Origin of the sequence: Aneurinibacillus sp. UBA3580 (assembly GCF_002375825.1) — a bacterium.
In the GTDB taxonomy this organism is placed as follows: Bacteria; Bacillota; Bacilli; order Aneurinibacillales; family Aneurinibacillaceae; genus Aneurinibacillus; species Aneurinibacillus danicus.
In genome coordinates, this window is sequence record NZ_DFMZ01000107.1 from 12,874 (window position 1) to 30,494 (window position 17,621).

Annotated in this window: 18 protein-coding genes; 15 read left to right on the plus strand and 3 right to left on the minus strand. The window is 46.5% G+C overall.

What is annotated here, in order from left to right; all coding sequences use genetic code 11:
• Positions 1–491: 491 nt before the first annotated feature.
• The gene (locus tag B2899_RS14910; protein WP_286886834.1) at positions 492–1,049 is read right to left on the minus strand and encodes a hypothetical protein; all 558 of its coding nucleotides are present in this window, start codon (positions 1,047–1,049) and stop codon (positions 492–494) included.
• A 174-nt stretch (positions 1,050–1,223) separates the two neighbouring features.
• Here B2899_RS14910 and B2899_RS18505 point away from each other — a divergent pair, with 174 nt between their 5' ends.
• Positions 1,224–1,553 carry a DUF5316 family protein gene (locus B2899_RS18505; RefSeq protein WP_414631786.1) on the plus strand — a complete coding sequence of 110 codons (330 nt, stop codon included), beginning with the start codon at positions 1,224–1,226 and terminating at the stop codon, positions 1,551–1,553.
• Positions 1,554–1,723: 170 nt separating this feature from the next.
• On the opposite strand, the gene B2899_RS14915 is transcribed toward B2899_RS18505, so the two are convergent.
• Positions 1,724–3,103 (minus strand): dipeptidase, encoded by a 1,380-nt coding sequence (locus tag B2899_RS14915; RefSeq protein ID WP_286886836.1) that lies wholly within the window; start codon positions 3,101–3,103, stop codon positions 1,724–1,726.
• A gap of 232 nt (positions 3,104–3,335) precedes the next feature.
• On the opposite strand from B2899_RS14915, the gene B2899_RS14920 reads away from it, so the two are divergent.
• From B2899_RS14920 to B2899_RS14975, 12 genes are all read left to right on the plus strand, one after another.
• A complete protein-coding gene (locus B2899_RS14920) occupies positions 3,336–3,677 on the plus strand; it encodes a toprim domain-containing protein (protein WP_218029522.1) in 342 nt (113 codons plus the stop codon).
• 27 nt (positions 3,678–3,704) lie between these two features.
• Positions 3,705–4,316: an NUDIX hydrolase gene (locus B2899_RS14925; protein WP_146808187.1), complete on the plus strand. Its 612-nt coding sequence runs from the start codon at positions 3,705–3,707 to the stop codon at positions 4,314–4,316.
• 279 nt (positions 4,317–4,595) lie between these two features.
• A complete protein-coding gene (gene coxB / locus B2899_RS14930; protein WP_286886839.1) occupies positions 4,596–5,531 on the plus strand; it encodes a cytochrome c oxidase subunit II in 936 nt (311 codons plus the stop codon).
• A 15-nt stretch (positions 5,532–5,546) separates the two neighbouring features.
• Positions 5,547–7,187, plus strand: coding sequence for a cytochrome c oxidase subunit I (gene ctaD / locus B2899_RS14935; RefSeq protein ID WP_286886840.1), 1,641 nt, complete (start codon positions 5,547–5,549; stop codon positions 7,185–7,187).
• Positions 7,188–7,202: 15 nt separating this feature from the next.
• Complete coding sequence (locus B2899_RS14940; protein ID WP_286886843.1) at positions 7,203–8,150, plus strand: COX15/CtaA family protein; 948 nt, start codon at positions 7,203–7,205, stop codon at positions 8,148–8,150.
• A gap of 27 nt (positions 8,151–8,177) precedes the next feature.
• Positions 8,178–9,119, plus strand: coding sequence for a heme o synthase (gene cyoE / locus B2899_RS14945; protein WP_146808183.1), 942 nt, complete (start codon positions 8,178–8,180; stop codon positions 9,117–9,119).
• 36 nt (positions 9,120–9,155) lie between these two features.
• On the plus strand, positions 9,156–9,785 hold the full coding sequence (locus B2899_RS14950) for a hypothetical protein (protein ID WP_146808182.1): 630 nt from the start codon (positions 9,156–9,158) through the stop codon (positions 9,783–9,785).
• Positions 9,786–9,924: 139 nt separating this feature from the next.
• A complete protein-coding gene (locus B2899_RS14955) occupies positions 9,925–10,533 on the plus strand; it encodes an SCO family protein (RefSeq protein WP_286886846.1) in 609 nt (202 codons plus the stop codon).
• Positions 10,534–10,621: 88 nt separating this feature from the next.
• The gene (locus B2899_RS14960) at positions 10,622–11,542 is read left to right on the plus strand and encodes a 50S ribosomal protein L11 methyltransferase (RefSeq protein WP_286886853.1); all 921 of its coding nucleotides are present in this window, start codon (positions 10,622–10,624) and stop codon (positions 11,540–11,542) included.
• 100 nt (positions 11,543–11,642) lie between these two features.
• Entirely contained in the window at positions 11,643–12,482 is an 840-nt protein-coding gene (locus B2899_RS14965) for an amino acid ABC transporter substrate-binding protein (protein ID WP_286886856.1), read from the plus strand.
• Positions 12,483–12,495: 13 nt separating this feature from the next.
• Complete coding sequence (locus B2899_RS14970) at positions 12,496–13,173, plus strand: amino acid ABC transporter permease (protein ID WP_286886857.1); 678 nt, start codon at positions 12,496–12,498, stop codon at positions 13,171–13,173.
• Between the two features lie 15 nt (positions 13,174–13,188).
• On the plus strand, positions 13,189–13,935 hold the full coding sequence (locus B2899_RS14975) for an amino acid ABC transporter ATP-binding protein (RefSeq protein ID WP_286886859.1): 747 nt from the start codon (positions 13,189–13,191) through the stop codon (positions 13,933–13,935).
• Between the two features lie 214 nt (positions 13,936–14,149).
• Here the strand turns inward: B2899_RS14975 and B2899_RS14980 are convergent, their stop codons facing one another.
• Positions 14,150–14,596 (minus strand): PilZ domain-containing protein, encoded by a 447-nt coding sequence (locus B2899_RS14980; RefSeq protein ID WP_146808176.1) that lies wholly within the window; start codon positions 14,594–14,596, stop codon positions 14,150–14,152.
• 321 nt (positions 14,597–14,917) lie between these two features.
• Between B2899_RS14980 and B2899_RS14985 the strand changes: the two genes are divergently transcribed.
• Entirely contained in the window at positions 14,918–16,159 is a 1,242-nt protein-coding gene (locus B2899_RS14985; RefSeq protein ID WP_146808175.1) for a PucR family transcriptional regulator, read from the plus strand.
• A 236-nt stretch (positions 16,160–16,395) separates the two neighbouring features.
• Positions 16,396–17,529, plus strand: coding sequence for an alanine dehydrogenase (gene ald, locus B2899_RS14990; RefSeq protein ID WP_146808174.1), 1,134 nt, complete (start codon positions 16,396–16,398; stop codon positions 17,527–17,529).
• Positions 17,530–17,621 lie beyond the last annotated feature (92 nt).

Sequence of the window (17,621 nt, forward strand, 5' to 3'; positions counted from 1 at the left end):
AGATCCAGGGAAGAAAAAGGCCTTCGCCTTTTTCCACATTGAAATCATTGTCTCGTTCTCTTCTCTTTTTTCCTTCATACCACAAAAATTGTATTTACTATAGTGTTTACAATTATAAATATATTATGTAAAAAAAGCAAAGTGCGCTCTTTAGGATGTCCTGTCCTTTTTTAGGGGGAAGTGAAAAAACTGTAAGAGTCTAGTTAATAACATTTAATTTGCGTAAAAACCTCATGTATAAAGGAAAAATCACTACTTCGCTCCTAAGTAACGAAGTAGTGATTTATACTACGAGTAATTTTTACTGAAGTTTATTTGTAAAAATGAAGCTCCACGTATCCCCTGTACTAATCTCTTTTACCGTACATTTTGTATTAACACCAAAGAAACCACGTTTGGCTGTTCCAACCGGACTCCAGGATGACGGTGGAAGAATATCGAACGTATTACTTGTGGTATTATATGTGTAATACTGATTTTTAATAAAAGAATCAGGAGAGTAACCAACAGCCACCTAACTCTACCTGTCGATTAGAAATAGAAATATTAGAATCACTAATAACCCAGCTCCCACTAGCCCCTTGGTGTTTTATGCATGATATACCGTTTATCGTTACATTTGACCAATAAAAAGTAGAAGACGATTTAACACTTACACTTACATCAGAGCCGGAATCAGATCTATTGCCATCATAAGTTCTAGAAACAGATGCAATTACGGTCGTAGCATATTGTGTTTCTGTTTCACCATTTGCAAGTTTAATTTCTTTTAGTTTCTGTGTTGTCTTGTATAACCTGACATCCCTTTGCTTTCCTTCTTTATTTTTTAGAATTTGAGAAACTGCCCCATTGCCTTCCTTATCACTTTCAATATCACTAACTCCATTTTTTGCTCTTTCAAATAGCTTGTCTACGTCCTTTATTTCCTGGGATTGATAAAGCAGCTTGGATTCTTTTACCGACACATCAGATACGGTAAATGCTGGTACACTTGCAGCTACCATAAAACCCGACAACAGAAGACCCATGATTTTTCTCCTCTTACTCACTAGAATTCCCCCTCAATGTGGTATTGGAAAAATATTGGAAATCATATCAAAATAGTGATATAATTTTGCAGTTAATATATGGGTATTTGGTACTGTTTTGGAATTATTTTCATTAATTTTACTAAATTTATCTCTTTTGGATCGATTTAAATAATATAGAATAAAAAATATAAAGTGATAACAAGTAAGTGTCTCGAGGAAAAAATAGAGGGAAAAGGGGGAATTTTTCTGAAGGCTTTAGGGATTGGCTTATGTATTTTACTTATCGATTTCCTCATAGTTCTGATTCAAGGTAAAATCAATTTAATAACAATGTATTCAGGAGTAACTGGACTAATATTCTTGGTTTTAGCCGCGTTATTTTCTGGTGCTTTTATTGATCCGGATTCGAGGAGGGTTGATTCATTTGCAGATGGAAAGGAATCATTAGCCAGACGTATTAAATGGTCCACCACATTTTTTAATATTAAACTAAAAATCAATACCAAAATAAGTTTGTACTGATAAAGACAACCAAATCTCTTTTTGTGAACTGTGACCCGAATGATGAACTTTTTAAAAAGGCCCTGTTAAAGATTTCTGTTGATTTGGATTTTCCTTGTACATCAACATAGTTCTTTAACAGAGCCTTTTAATAAAAACTATAGGCAAACCCGTTACGATTCTGGCTGTCTTTACTTCATTTTGATACCGGCAAGCTCTTTCCAATATTCGCAGATGGTAATAAGCCCTTTATCGAAATTCTCCAGATGGAAATGCTCGTTCGGCGCGTGGAAATTCTCGCCCGGCAGGCCGAAGCCCATCAGTACGACCGGGACATTCAGCAGGCGTCCGAACCCTTCCACAATCGGAATCGATCCGCCCATCCGGGTGAGTGCAGGTGTTGCCTCGTATGCTTTCTCGTATGCGCGCATCGCTGCCTGGATGACAGGATGGTCATATGGTGTCTCGAACGGCCGGCCGGTATCCATGCGGGTTACTTTCACCTGCACGCCCGGTGGTGTATGTGCGTGAACATGCTTTTCAATTAGTTCTTGAATCTCATTTGGGTCCTGGTCGCCGACCAGACGGCAGGACAGCTTGGCATGCGCCTCGGACGGCAGTACCGTCTTGATGCCTTCGCCCTGGAAGCCACCGTATATGCCGTTAATCTCGAGCGTCGGACGCGCCCAGGTGCGCTCCAGGAAGCTGAACCCTTCTTCTCCGTACAGCTCGCTTACATTTAATTCTTTCTTCAACGCTTCCTCATCGTATCGTAAATCGCGGAACGCCTGCTGTTCTTCTTCGGTAAGCGGTCTGACCCTGTCATAGAACCCCTCGACAGCAACACGTCCTCTCTCATCATGCATGGATGCTAAAATGGCGGCGAGAGCATGCAGCGGATTGGCAACTCCGCCCCCGTAAATGCCTGAATGCAAATCGCTGTTTGCACCGCGGATATCAATTTGCATGGCGCATAAACCGCGCAGACTATAGCAAATGGCAGGTTTGCCTTTTTCCAGCATCGGCGTATCGGAGATAACCAGCACGTCTGCCGCCAGCCTATCTTTGTTTTGCTCCACGAACGGCTCAAGCGCCGGACTTCCGATTTCTTCTTCGCCTTCGATACAGAATTTTACATTGACCGGCAGCTTGCCCTCCGTTTTCAATAGCGCCTCCACGGCTTTGATATGCATGAAAATCTGGCCTTTGTCATCCGTTGCGCCGCGCGCGTAAATCTTACCGTCACGAATATCGGGTTCGAAGGGCGGTGTTTGCCACAGTTCCAGCGGATCGACCGGCTGTACGTCATAATGGCCGTAAATTAACGCAGTAATGTCGCTATCGGCATGTAACCAATCGGCGTATACGATCGGGTTTCCATCGGTCGGCATAATTTTCACGTTTTCAAGTCCGGCCGCCTGTAGAGAATCGGCCAGCCATTCTGCGGCGCGCTTAATATCCGGTTTGTGGGCGGAAAGGGCACTTACGCTTGGGATGCTCAGCAAATCCTTCAGTTCTTTAAGATGGGTGTTGCGATGAGTTTCAAGGTGGGTGCGGTAGGCGCTGTTCATGGCCTGTTCATCCTTCCCTTCGTGAATTTGTCTATGGCGGATCATCCTGTATTTAGCTTAGTACATCAGAGTGGATTTTTCAAAGCATGCGAACATGCCATAATTGGAACCCTACTATCATAGGGATTATGCGAAAAATGCACTTTCGTTTTTACTAATACTTTAAATCAACATATAATAAAAGTAAGATTTCTAACGATAAGTGGTCAGATTCGCTGCGAGGTGATGGGCAATGATCATAGGCAAAGTCATTATCGTGGAGGGAAAGACGGATAAGAAACGTCTGGAGAAAATCATCGCAGAGCCTGTGGAAATTATCTGCACGCACGGAACGTTAAGTATGCGAAAGCTGGAAGACATCTATCATCAGGCCGGTGATGCCGATGTGTACATTTTCGTGGATGAAGATGCATCCGGCAAGAAACTGCGTTCCCAGCTTAGAAGTGAATTTCCCAATGCGGTTCACTTGTATACCCGCAGAAGCTATACGGAAATCGCCCGAACACCATACGAATATTTGATGAAAATTTTGCGTGACGCCCATATTCAAGTAAATGAGGCTGTCATTCTGTAAAAGACAAAAGGAGTAGTGGAGACACGAATGATAGAACAAATTCAAAATCGGATAAGTCAGCGCTCTTTCAATTTATTTGGATTTGCTCCACTGATGCGGGCTGCGGTTCTAATTCCGCTGGTGGAGAAGGATGGAAAACTTCATGTGCTATTCGAAGTAAGAGCACAGACATTGAAAAGGCAGCCCGGGGAGATTTGCTTCCCGGGCGGAAAAATTGATGAAGGAGATGAGAGCGAGCAGGCCGCAGCGATTCGGGAAACATGTGAAGAATTAGGCCTTGAGGAAAGCGACATCCAGATCATCGAGAGTTTGGGTATTCTTATTCCGCCGTATTCCTCTTCTATTTATTCGTTTGTCGGTAAAATTCATGATTACCAAAAGATTGCCCCGAACCGTGCCGAAGTAGAAGAAGTTTTCTGTGTTCCTCTTGAGTTCTTTTTAGAAGAAGAACCGGATGTCCATTATGTTCATCTGGCGGTAAAACCGGAAGAAAACTTTCCGTTCGAGCTAATCCCGCAGGGGAAGAATTACAAATGGCGTAGTACGAAACTCCCTGAATTTTTCTATCAATATGACGGAAAAATTATCTGGGGATTAACGGCAAGAATTCTCTATGAATTTGCATCATTGGTAAAATAATAGTGACAAAAAGCAGGCCAAAATGTGTCAAATAAATGACATTTGGGTAAGAGTAAAGGTAAAAACACACCTTTACTCTTTTCGCTTCTACCAAGGTTTTTCCCTCTTTGCCATACATAATTTTACCGAGTGGTGCATATGTTCAAAACACTATACAAATGAGATGAAAATTGATAACATTTATATGGTATTTACCATGTAGATATTATTTCTTATACCTAAATTTTCATTTGTTCTGCTGCTGTATAGAACAAATGATAGAAGAAAGGAGTGTATTGTGTGGATTTCAGTTGGTTATTTCCCCCGGCCATTAATGACATGGCAAAGCAGGTCGATTCCTTGTTTTGGTTTATCGCAGCTATCTCTCTTTTCATCTTTGTCCTGGTTGAAATGCTTCTCTTTATCTTCCTTGTTCGCTACAGAAGAAAACGACCGGACAAACAGGGAATTGCGTTGCACGGGAACACGAAAATGGAAATCATTTGGACAGTAATACCTGCTCTTATTCTGGTCGCCATTGGCGTGTTTGGTTCACAGATGACGTACGCAATTCAGACCCCACCAAAAGATGTGTACACGATTAATGTAACGGGTTACAAATGGAGATGGGACTTTGAGTATCCAGAAGGATTTAAGACGACAAATAAGCTCGTCATTCCGGAGGATAAAAACGTCCTATTTAAAATTACATCCGCCGACATTATTCACAGCTTTTGGATTCCAGCTATGCGAATTAAACAGGATGCAGTACCTGGACGCCAAACACAGATCTGGTCCGGCCCAACTAAACAGGGCGAATACCCTATAGTATGCGCCGAATATTGCGGGACAATGCACTCGATGATGCTAGCGAAACTCAACGTGGTAAATACAGACGAATTCAATAAATTTGTGCAGTCCGGCGGAAAAGCCGGCGGTGGCGCCGCAGGTGGTCCTGGCGGCGAAGGGCAAGCGCTTGCCGAACAGAAAGGCTGTTTAAGCTGTCACGCTACTGACCAAAACAAATTGGTCGGTCCGGGATGGGGTGGCATGTTTGGTAAAGACGTGAAGCTGTCCGACGGCAGTACCGCTAAATATGATGAGAAGTACATTGTAGAATCCATCATGGACCCTGCAGCGAAAATCCCTCAAGGTTATTCTTCACCAATGCCGCCGCAGCAGGTAACCGAGGAAGAAGCGAAGGCAATTGCTGAGTATATCAAAACCTTGAAATAGGGAGGAGTGAAGCGTATGGGAGCTACTGCCACTGCCGAAACGAAAAAGCCATCTTTTGTCAGAGACTGGTTGCTTACCGTCGATCATAAGAAAATCGGAATTATGTACGGCGTTGCGTGTTTGTTCTTCTTCTTTATCGGAGGAGCGGCGGCGCTCGTTATCCGTACTGAACTGCTGACACCGGGGATGCCGGATGTAGTGCCGCAGGCTGACATGTTCAACCAGATGTTCACTATGCACGGCTCCATTATGATTTTCCTGTTTATGATTCCGATGCTCACCGCAGCGTTCGGGAACTATCTTGTTCCGATTATGATCGGGGCACATGATATGGCGTTCCCGCGGATGAACAACTTGGCCTTCTGGTTGTTCGCGCTGGGCGGTGTGGTGTTCTTGAGCAGTTTTTATTTTGGAATGCCGGATATCGGTTGGACCGCGTATCCACCCTACAGTATCCAGTCGCAAGGTCTTGGCCTTGATATATGGGTTTTAGGGGTGCATATTTTAGGTATTTCTTCAATCCTTGGTGCTATAAACATTATTGTAACAGTATTTAATATGCGTGCTCCGGGAATGACATTCAACCGTCTTCCACTGTATGTATGGTCTTCATTAATTACAGCGTTTATCCAGCTGTTTGGTACGCCTGCACTGGCGGGCGCTATTACAACGTTGTTGTTCGACCGTCATTTCGGTACGCATTTCTACGATGCGTCCGCCGGCGGAGACCCGATGCTGTACCAGCACCTGTTCTGGTTCTATTCCCATCCTGCGGTATATATCATGGTGATTCCGGCGATGGGGATCGTATCGGAGATTATTCCGGTATTTGCACGGAAACCGATTTTTGGCTATCATGCGATTGCGTACTCGTCAATCGCCATCGGTTTCTTAGGTTTTCTGGTTTGGGCACACCATATGTTTGTGGCGGGCATGCCGCTCGCAACGGGGATTCCGTTCATGGTAACCTCGATGATTATTGCGGTGCCGTCCGCGATTAAGATTTTTAACTGGCTTGCTACGTTATGGCGAGGTTCCAACTGGTTTACCACGCCGATGCTGTTCGTTACCCTTGGATTCATAGGGATGTTTACCATCGGAGGACTTGGCGGCATCTTTCTTGCAGCGGTACCGGTTGATATGCATATGCATGACACGTATTTCGTTGTCGCCCACTTCCACTATGTATTGTTCGGGGGAAGTATGATGGCGGTACTGGCTGGTATCTTCTACTGGTTCCCGAAGATGACCGGCCGTATGTACAATGAGAAACTTGGCAAAATCGTATTCTGGATGTATTTCATTGGTACGAACCTGACGTTCTTCCCGATGCATTACATCGGTATGATGGGCATGCCGCGCCGCGTATTCCAGTACGACCCGGCTAATGGTATGCAGATTGCCAATCAGGTTGCGACGTTTGGTTCGTATCTGGTTGGTGCAGCAGCAGTAATGATGGTGGTTACAATTGTAGTTTCTTTAAGAAGTGGTGCAAAGGCTCCCGCGAATCCGTGGGGCGCACAAACGCTCGAGTGGACGGTGTCTTCACCTCCGCCTGAACACAACTTTATCGAAATGCCGTATGTAACCGCTCCGCCGTACGAATTCGGCGAAGCAGAAGAAAATTATACGTCTCAAAAGTCATTTGGAGCGTAAAGAAGGGGTGTAACAATGGGATATCGCTTACCTTTCGTAACGACTATCGCCACCTTTCTGCTGCTGATTGCTGGAGCGCTCGTTGTAGGGTTTGACGCCGGATTGGCATGCTCCGACTGGCCGCTGTGCAACGGGCATATTATCCCGCCGTTAGAAGGGAAAATCATCATAGAATATACGCATCGCTTGTTATCTACCGGAATAGGGTTTCTTATGCTGGCCAATCTGTATTTCGCGTGGCGCAAACGAAAGGAAAGCCCCATTGTGCTGAAACTGGTTCTGCTCTCGTTTGTTCTGCTTCTGTTTGTGGCGGTGCTTGGCGGCATCAATGTACTGAAGAAGCTGCCGCCTGGCTTTACCGCAATGGATACAAGCTTTGCCATTCTTCTGTTCTCGACATTTGTCGTACTGACAGGAGTAACGCTTGCGAACTTCCGTAAGAAGCAGGGCGAATTCCGAGAGGACAGACAGGTTCGCGCCATGTTCAAACCGGCCCTGATCGCTGCGATTGCTATCTATATCGAATACGTGCTGGGTGCATTTATCAAACACAGCGACGCCGGTCAGGTGTGGGTAAACGGCAAAATAAATTTGCTGAATAATATCATTTCCACTCCGGCTATCGCGACAACGCTGATGTACGTGCATGTGTTTGCTACTTTGCTGATTGTATTCTCGTCACTGTGGCTGTACTTCTACGCGCGTCTGCGCAAAGTGATGAAGAACCAGGCAGTTACGCTGCTCATTCTGCTTGCGCTTCAGCCGATAACGGGATTCATCACGGTGGTGGCGCATCTTGCCGTTATTACAAATGTTATTCATATGGCGATTGCCGCCCTGATGATGGCTCTTGCGGTGTTTATGGTCGTAGAAGCAAAATTGGGAGCAAACTTGCTCCTTACAGCCGACAAAGACAGCAAAGTCGTATCCGGCAGTAAACAATCAGCAGTAAATCTTGGCTAACGCTACTATATGCAGGGAGGTTTTGAAATGGGTACGCCTATTTCTGAAAAAAATATGTACGAAAATCCAGCCAGCCGTGTAATGGAGCCGGGTCCGCTTTCCGAAGCGAAACCGAAAGGCGACTGGCGCGATTATGTATCGGTAACGAAAGTTGGTATTGTAGTCTCTAACCTAATGACGCTGTTTGCAGGTATCTGGCTTGCCGCCGACGGTCCGCTTCCCGTGGATACGGTACTGATGGCGATGCTGGGCTCTGCGCTTGTAATTATGTCAGGCACTTGCCTAAACAACTATATTGATCGTGACCTTGACCAGCTTATGGCGCGTACGAAGACAAGAGCGCTGCCGGAAGGACGGTTAAATCCGCAAAATGTAATGATTATGGGCTTTGTTTTCGGAATTGCGGGTTCTGTCATTCTTCTTCTCATCAATACGCTGACGGCCGTACTTGGTCTTGTGGGTTTGTTCTTCTATGTTGTGGTGTATACGATGTGGACAAAGCGCACGACGACGCTGAATACGCTTGTAGGCGCTGTTTCCGGAGCGATGCCTCCGATGATGGGGTATGCGGCGATTTCCGGTACGGTTGACATGACGGCTTGGGTGCTGTTCAGCATCCTGTTCATCTGGCAATGCCCGCACTTCCTGGCACTGGCGATGCGCCGGGCGGAAGATTACCGTGCCGCAGGATTTCAGATGCTGCCGTCCGTTCGCGGATTTGCCGTAACGAAACGTCATATTCTCCGCTATACAGCCGCTCTTGTGCTTGTATCTATTATGCTGTACGCGCTCAGCGAGGTAGGTATGGTATATCTTATCGGCATGGCTGTACTCGGTATCGGATATGTCATCTTAAATATGACGGGTTTCTTTGCGAAGGATGATATCAAGTTTGCACGTAATTCATTCGTTTATTCGCTGGTCTACGTGATGATGTTTACGGTATTGATTTTGATTGACCGGGTATAATTTTCCGTCTTACGGCGGGATGGAGGAGGTATGAGCATGGCTGTGCATGCAGGGGAAGAACATGCGCCGAAGAAAGGCATCAAAGATAACGGCTTGCTGGGCGTATGGCTCGGATTGATTTCGTTTACGTTTACATTTGCCGTGTTTATCGTATCGAATGTGTACCTGCGCGGCTGGTCGCCGGACGTATTTAACGTTACGCTGCCGGCCGACGTACAGGATTTAGTCAATTATAATGTTCTTCTATTGGTGGCGCTGGGAGTGCTCACTCTGGCCGGCGGTATTAGCTACAAGAAGCGCAAAGACGGCCTTGCATTCGGTTTGCTTGCGCTGGCGATGATTGCCGCGATCGGCTATGTGGTGATTGACTGGTCCCTTATCCAGAGCTACCGGTCGCTTGGCCCGGCAGCCTGGACCGCCTATGTCATTGTGCAGGCGATTATGGAAATTCTCGTTCTTATTTGCATCGTGCTCTACCTCCGTGCGTTTTACTTCAAGATGCGGAACAATGAAAAAGCGCTTAATCGTTTCATCCCTGGAGCGACAGCTGTATGGATATATACAGTAATCATGGGGTTATTTGTTTTCATCCAATGCGATTTGATCGAAATCGGTCAGTTTGCCGAGTGGTGCGGGATTAAGCTCTCGCAGCTCGGTAAATTATAACGGGGAGGGAACGGCATGGGCATCATTTTTTATGCGCTTGGCTATATCGTATTTCCGTTCATTCTGTTTTTCATCTTTATGTACCTTTCCAGGCTGACAACGAGGGAATAGGACGACGGCAGAAGGAGTTGGGGGAGCCATGGCTTCGGTCTTGAAACGCTATTGGTTTGTCGTGGTAGCGGGCATGCTTATCGCGGCGGTTCTCCTTACGATTGTCTATCAGTTATGGTGGGGGGCCAGCAAGCTTCCGACGCTTGATCGGGCCCCTTCCTTTACGATGTCGGACATGTACGGAAAACCCGTTGCATTGCGTGATTCCGATGGCAAGGTGCGCCTCGTTTCTTTCCATTATACACATTGCCCGGACGTATGCCAGGCAACGAATTTTAACTTGATCCGGGTACAGCAAAAACTGAAAGAACAGGGCGTTCTCGGCAATCAGGCGCTGTTAATGACAATCACGTTCGACCCGAAGCGGGATACCGGACAGGTGCTGCAGCAGTATACGGCAGCCCGGGGGATTAAGCCGGACGGCTGGATGTTTCTGCGCGGTACGCCTGAGGAAACCAAACAGGTTTTGGAAGGGTTTAAGGTGTTTGCAGAAGATCAGGGAAACGGCATCTTTATGCATTCGAACGAACTTTTTCTTGTAGACGGTAATCAAAACATCCGCGCCATTTATAAGATGGGCAGCGGTATGAACAATGAACAGATTGTCGATGATATTAACAATTTACTTGATGATTAGTGACGAAAACCTCTTATCGCAGGATAGGAGGTTTTTTATACTTAGGTTTGAAGAAAATACAGGAAGAGAAGAAAGGGGATACGAAAAGATGCAGTGGATTGAATACCAGCTTGTATTTCCGGCGGAGACGGATACGGAATCGGTCATGTATCTGCTCGGTGAAAAGGGATTTGCGAATAGCTGGGTAGACGCGCCCTTGGAAATTCTGCGCATTCCGGACGGCTACGATTATGCGGTGAAAGATACGGACGTTACCGTCATTACATATGAAGCGGTAGAAGAAGGCGCGGATATCGAAAAGGAGGCAGAACAATCACTCGCAACGCTGCACCGTGAACTGGCTCCGTTCGGCATGCGGGAGAGCAGATGGAAGGAACCTGAACTACAGCACGCAGACGATTGGAAGGCGCACTTTGATATTGAAGAAATATCCGATGAACTGGTATTAATACCTGTATGGAAAAAAGAAGAGGCAGCAGATAAATATTCGCAGCCATATCGGATAATATTTGAGCCCGGGGGCGCATTCGGCACGGGCAAGCACGGCACAACCCAGAGTTGCCTTCGTTTTATCGAGCAAATGAACCTGGAGAGAAAGAATGTGCTGGACATCGGTGCGGGATCGGGTATCTTGTCCATTTACTGTGAGATGCGCGGCGCGGCTTCTGTACTGGCAGTTGACATTAATCCATCTTCACCGTCAGAAATTGAATATATGGCTTCGTTAAATGGAGTGAGAGCTCCGGAGGTGTATGTGGGGGACGGCAACACTCTGCTTGGAGAATCGTTGTACGATCTTATCTTAATCAATATAGGAGGAGAAGAAGCGGTTCGTCAGGTGGACACCTGTCTTCGGCTTATTCGAGCGGATGGCATGCTTATCATTTCCGGGCTTGTAGAATGGGCGGAAGCGGACGTACGGAAGGTGTATGAAGAGCGGGGATGCATTCTTAAGAAACGGCAGGTAGACGAAGAATGGATTACATTGCTATTTGAGGTAAAGAAATAAAGGGCCGTCATCTGTAATGATATATTGACATTTTTCGATAATCGCATTACTATCGTAGCAGAAAATTATTAATTCCGATTAAATAACTGGGGGATTAAACATGAAAAAAGTAGGCATACTTTTTATTTTTCTACTTATGTTTGCATTGACTCTAACTGCTTGCGGCGGAAACAATGCCGGACAGGAGCAGGGAGGCAAGCAAGAGCAAACAGGCAGCAGCCAGGAGCGGAAGGCGGACAATCTGCTGGCGCAAATTAAATCAGAAGGCAAAATTAAAATCGGAACAGAAGGTACGTATGCACCGTTCACGTTCCATGACAAATCCGGCAAGCTGACAGGCTTTGATGTGGAAATCGCCGAAGAAATTGCCAGGCGCCTCGGCGTAAAGCCGGAGTTTATTGAGACGAAGTGGGACGGCATGTTTGCCGGACTGGATGCAAAGCGTTTTGACATCGTAGTGAATGAAGTCGGAATCCGCGATGATCGAAAGAAGAAATATGACTTTTCCGACCCCTATATCGTATCCAAAGCCGTTCTTATCGTACACGAGAGCAATCATGATATTAAGTCGTTTGCCGATTTGAAAGGAAAGAAAGCCGGCCAATCGCTTACCAGCAATTTGACCGACATCGCGAGAGCAAACGGAGCGGAGATTGTACCGACGGACGGATTTAACCAGGCGATCGATTTGCTTGCGGCAAAACGAATTGACGCGACTGTAAATGATGGACTATCTTTCCTCGATTTGAAAAAGCAAAAACCGAAAGTGCCGGTTAAGAAAGTCGCTGAGCAGCCGAAAGGTTCACAGAGCGGTGTGCTGTTCCGCAAAAACAATCCAGAGCTGGTAGAAGCGGTAAATAAAGCGCTGGCCGATATGAAGAAAGATGGCACATACCTGAAGATTTCGAAAAAATGGTTTGGCGCCGACGTCTCAAAATAACAGGTGAAAGAGAATGGATGAACGAACCCAACAAATTATTACGATTCTCTTAGATTCTTTCTGGCCTATGCTGGTGGCGGGAATTAAAGTTACCATACCGCTTACTTTAATTTCTTTTACGCTTGGTTTAATTCTCGCTTTGCTTACGGCGCTTGCACGTATTTCGGGCATCAAACCGCTTGCGGCCATCGCACGCTTTTACGTATGGGTGATTCGTGGAACGCCGCTGCTTGTTCAACTGTTCATTATCTTTTATGGTCTGCCGAATCTCGGTATCACGCTTGATAGGTTTGTAGCGGCGGTTATCGGTTTCACGTTGAGCGTGGGCGCTTATAATTCGGAAATTATACGGGCGGCAATCCTTTCGATTTCAAAAGGACAGTGGGAAGCAGCTTATTCTATCGGCATGACACGACGCCAGGCCCTAAAGAGAATTATTTTGCCGCAGGCGGCCCGTGTTACCGTGCCGCCGCTTGGCAATTCGTTTATCAGTCTGGTTAAGGATACATCGCTTGCCGCAACTATTACGGTAACGGAGATGTTTCAGACCTCCCAACAAGTGGTAGCAGCGACGTATGAGCCGCTCTGGATCTACATTGAGGTGGCCGTTATTTATCTACTGTTCAGCACCGTGCTTTCTGCCCTGCAGAACTCGCTTGAACATCGATTTGAACGGTATGTTCAGAAGTAAGATGGAGGCTGTGCGATGATTGAAGTTAAGAATCTGCATAAACGATTTGGAAACCTGGAGGTATTACAGGGAATCGATATGAAGGTGAAGAAGGGGGAAACCGTGGTAATTATCGGTCCCTCCGGCTCAGGTAAGACAACGCTGCTGCGCTGTTTGAACCTGCTTGAGATTCCTACTGCAGGCGAGATTACATTGGGCAATCGTCATCTCGTTTTTACAGAGAGCGTGAAGATTAAAGAACAGGACATAATTGCTTTACGGAAACAGACAGGCATGGTATTTCAAAACTATAATTTGTTTCCACATATGACGGCGGCAGAGAATATTATGGAGGGGCAGGTAACGGTGCTTGGCCGTTCCAGGGATGCCGCGCGTAAGAGGGCGCTGGAATTGTTGAGAAAGGTAGGGTTGGAGAACCGGGCGGAGATGTATCCGCATCAGCTCTCAGGCGGACAACAGCAGCGGGTAGGAATCGCACGTGCAATGGCGATGGATCCGGACGTCATTTTGTTTGATGAACCTACCTCGGCATTGGACCCTGAGCTTGTAGGGGAAGTGCTGAAGGTAATGAAAGAGCTGGCCGCTGAAGGAATGACGATGGTGGTTGTTACCCATGAGATGAACTTCGCCCGCGAAGCGGCGGACAAGGTGATTTTCATTGATGGGGGGCGCATTGTTGAAGAAGGGCCGCCTGAACAGATTTTCGAAAACACGCAGCATGAACGGACGATTCAGTTCTTAAGTAAGATAACGAATATATAAAAAACTGCTATGGTTTTGCAGCCGCAACCCCGGCGTGAAAATCATGGGAAGGGCGGCTGACTTTAGTGGTACGAAGGAAAAGAGAGGAGAGAACGAGACAATGATTTCAATGTGGAAAAAGGCGAATGCCTTTTTCTTCTCTGGCTCTTTTTTCCTCTTCTCTTCTTTCTTTTCGCATGATTTTCACAGAAAAAGAAGTCTCCTTTTTGTATCATTATGAAGATTTGCTGTTTGGGTTGAATTTTTCAAGCTCTTCATTTGTCGCAAACCGGCAGCCGCCGACGATAGGGGTACGGCGCAGGCGAATGGCTAGTAATTGCAGAAGCGGAATCAGTTCCGTGTATGTGCCCTCATCGAGTGTGAATTTGACACCGTATTCATAAATGCCCTGCTGATCACGCAGAATTTTACGTACAATATAGCCGGGAAGCTGTAAGGTCTTATTCATGATTTCTGTTTCGAATTCGAGAATAACCTGAGGGGTAGCAGGCAATCTCACATCAGAGACGAAGCGAAGCCCTCCCGGACTGATGTCCTCGATTAGTACCTGTGCTTTTCCGGTTTCAATGGCGTTTTCTTTAATGCGGATAATGGTGACATCGGAGCTAAGCGGATGGGGGAGCGGCAGACGAAAAAATTGGCGTCGATTCTGTTCTTCCAAAGCTGTTCACAGCCTCCTCAACTTTTTCTTGACTAGCAACGCTGTACCGTGATATATTCTTTTTGCATCGATTTTATATATTTTATGTAATAACTACTTTTATTTTACCATCAAAATAGGTAAAATGTTGAATTTTTTTAGCGAATGTGGCAGAATCGGCAGACACGTTAGATCAGGATGTAGTGGTAGCAATACCATGAAGTCGGATTCTCTACCCGCACCAGTATATTTCCATATATAGGGTACTTAAGTCGCTGTATAAGCGGCTTTTTTTCGTACGTATATAATTAAAAATGGACGAAGCGAGAGGTGAGAACGAGCGTGGAGGCGTTTGAAGAGTTTTCCGATTTGATGGAGCTGGCGGACATGATTACGGAGCGAGTGGGAAATCCGATTACCATTGAAGATATGAATCACCATGTTATCGCTTATAGTACGCATGGCGATGCAACAGATCCGGTGCGCGTTCAAACGATTATGAAACGTAAAGTTCCCGAAGAAGTGCTGATTCGCTTCTGGAAAGACGGGGTTATCCAGGCGCTCATGTACAGCGATGAGCCGGTGCGTGTACCCGCCGTCAAAGAAGTAGGACTCAACAATCGGGTAGCCGTGTCCATTCGCCGCGGCCAGGAAGTATTCGGTTACATCTGGGTACAGGAGGCGGTTCGACCTCTGGACGATAAAGATCTGGAAGTGTTGAAACGTGCGGCCCGCCTTGCATTGCCGCGCCTGTTGCACCGCAGGGATCGGCACGCCAAGCAGGAGGAGAAACGGAACCAGTTCTTCTGGCAGCTGCTTTCACGCAGTGCAGGAGAGTCCCTTGATATCGAGAAAACGGCAGCTCAGCTTCGTCTTCATCTGCCGCCTGTCATGGTGGTACTTATTCTGGAAACACGCTGCTCGGATGAACTGTGGAACAATATGCAAAAAGAACTCAGTTATCTGTTTAGCAATCTGGGTGAGTTTTTTCCATTCCGTTATCGTCCCTTGTGGACGTTTGACGACAGGCAAGTGATTGTTTTGGCTGGTTTGGAAGAAGGGGAGCGGGAGAGAGCGGAAGAGGCCAGTAAGACGTTTATTCACCAATTACGCAAGCGGCTTACGCGCCGGTTCGGCAGCGAGACAATGGCAGCTGCATATGGCGAGCCCGTCACCGATCCTTCAGAGGTGTGGCTCAGTTACCAGCAGGCTCTGGAAGTGATGCAGATTAAAAAAGCGCTGCCGGATGAACTGCAGACGGTGGAAGGGTATCAGGAACTGGGTATATACCGCCTGTTTCCAAGGCTTAAGCAGTGGAACCGACAGATGAAGTATCATAATCCCAAGCTTGAACGCATTCTGGCTTATGATACAGAAAATCAGGGGAATCTTCTTGAGACGCTGGAAATTTTTCTTGATAATACAGGAAAAATCAATCAAACGGCAAAGCAACTGCACATTCATCCCAACACGCTCGGCTATCGCCTGAAACGCATTTGTGAAGTGGGCGATATCGATTTGAACAATCCGAATGACCGTGTTATGCTGTTTTTGGATATTAAGCTGCGAAAATATAACAATTAAAGGAATCTCTTCAATCGAGGGATTCTTTTTTATTTCTGGGAAAACCTATAGATAAAGAATGAAGACGGTTTATGAAATACCCTGTTGTGGAAATCCACAAACAAGTAAAGGGAATTTTTAAGCTTTCATACAAAGAAAAATTCATTAAAAAGCCATAAAATATAAAATAAGTAGACATGCATGCAAACTGTATGGATAGACAGTGGGTTCCTGATGAATACAAGGAGGTTATAACGATGATTATTGGTGTACCGAAGGAGATAAAAAATAACGAAAACCGCGTAGCCATTACACCGGCAGGCGTAGCGACGCTTGTACAGGCCGGACACCAGGTGCTCGTGGAGACAGAAGCCGGACTTGGCAGCGGATTTACCAACGAAGAGTATATAAGCGAAGGCGCAAAAATTGTGGAAACAGCCGGGGAAGCATGGGCAGCCGATATGGTGATGAAAGTAAAAGAGCCGCTGGCAGAGGAGTTCCAGTATTTCCGCGAAGGATTGGTTCTGTTCACGTATCTTCACCTTGCTCCAGAAGCGGCACTTACCAAAGCGCTTGTAGAGAAGAAAGTAACGGCAATTGCATATGAAACCATTCAGCTTGACAACGGTGCACTGCCGTTGCTTATGCCGATGAGCGAAGTAGCTGGACGTATGTCCGTTCAGATTGGCGCGCAATTCCTTGAGAAATCTAAAGGGGGTAAAGGTGTACTGCTCGCCGGCGTACCTGGTGTAGATGCCGGTCGCGTAACGATCATCGGCGGCGGTATCGTGGGTATGAACGCGGCAAAAATCGCGCTGGGCATGGGCGCAAAAGTGACTCTGCTTGATATTAACCCGGATCGCCTGCGTCAACTGGATGACCAGTTCCAGGGCCGCATCCAAACATTAATGTCCAATCCGTACAACATCGCAAAAGCTGTAAAAGAAGCGGACCTGCTTATAGGTGCGGTTCTTATTCCGGGTGCGCGCGCACCTCGCCTTGTTACGGAAGAGATGGTAAAAGCGATGGAGGCGGGTTCTGTTATCGTGGACGTAGCTATTGACCAGGGCGGATCCATTGAGACGATTGACCGCGTAACGACACACAGTGAACCGACTTATGTGAAGCACGGCGTGGTTCACTATGCGGTAGCCAATATGCCGGGCGCCGTAGCCCGCACATCTACAATGGCGCTAACTAACGTAACGGTTCCGTATGCGCTGCAAATCGCAAACAAAGGCTATGCAAAAGCATCGCTTGAAAACCGTGCACTGGCTCGCGGTATCAACGTAGTGGACGGCAAAGTAACGTACAAAGCGGTAGCTGATGCATTGGGCTATACGTATGTAGACGTAAACGATATTTTAAATAACGGAACGGTAACTGTATAGTAACGGCCTTAAAAAACGATAGCACCGCACCTATGCGCCGGTGCTATCGTTTTTTAGCAAACCACCATGGCTTTTCAGCCGCAACCCCGATA

Bases quoted from the DNA above. Each gene is read 5' to 3' on its own strand.
- B2899_RS14915 (WP_286886836.1), bottom strand. From the start codon at position 3,103: ATGAACAGCGCCTACCGCACCCACCTTGAAACTCATCGCAACACCCAT.
- B2899_RS14920 (WP_218029522.1), top strand. From the start codon at position 3,336: ATGATCATAGGCAAAGTCATTATCGTGGAGGGAAAGACGGATAAGAAA.
- B2899_RS14925 (WP_146808187.1), top strand. From the start codon at position 3,705: ATGATAGAACAAATTCAAAATCGGATAAGTCAGCGCTCTTTCAATTTA.
- ctaD (WP_286886840.1), top strand. From the start codon at position 5,547: ATGGGAGCTACTGCCACTGCCGAAACGAAAAAGCCATCTTTTGTCAGA.
- B2899_RS14940 (WP_286886843.1), top strand. From the start codon at position 7,203: ATGGGATATCGCTTACCTTTCGTAACGACTATCGCCACCTTTCTGCTG.
- cyoE (WP_146808183.1), top strand. From the start codon at position 8,178: ATGGGTACGCCTATTTCTGAAAAAAATATGTACGAAAATCCAGCCAGC.
- B2899_RS14950 (WP_146808182.1), top strand. From the start codon at position 9,156: ATGGCTGTGCATGCAGGGGAAGAACATGCGCCGAAGAAAGGCATCAAA.
- B2899_RS14955 (WP_286886846.1), top strand. From the start codon at position 9,925: ATGGCTTCGGTCTTGAAACGCTATTGGTTTGTCGTGGTAGCGGGCATG.
- B2899_RS14960 (WP_286886853.1), top strand. From the start codon at position 10,622: ATGCAGTGGATTGAATACCAGCTTGTATTTCCGGCGGAGACGGATACG.
- B2899_RS14965 (WP_286886856.1), top strand. From the start codon at position 11,643: ATGAAAAAAGTAGGCATACTTTTTATTTTTCTACTTATGTTTGCATTG.
- B2899_RS14970 (WP_286886857.1), top strand. From the start codon at position 12,496: ATGGATGAACGAACCCAACAAATTATTACGATTCTCTTAGATTCTTTC.
- B2899_RS14975 (WP_286886859.1), top strand. From the start codon at position 13,189: ATGATTGAAGTTAAGAATCTGCATAAACGATTTGGAAACCTGGAGGTA.
- ald (WP_146808174.1), top strand. From the start codon at position 16,396: ATGATTATTGGTGTACCGAAGGAGATAAAAAATAACGAAAACCGCGTA.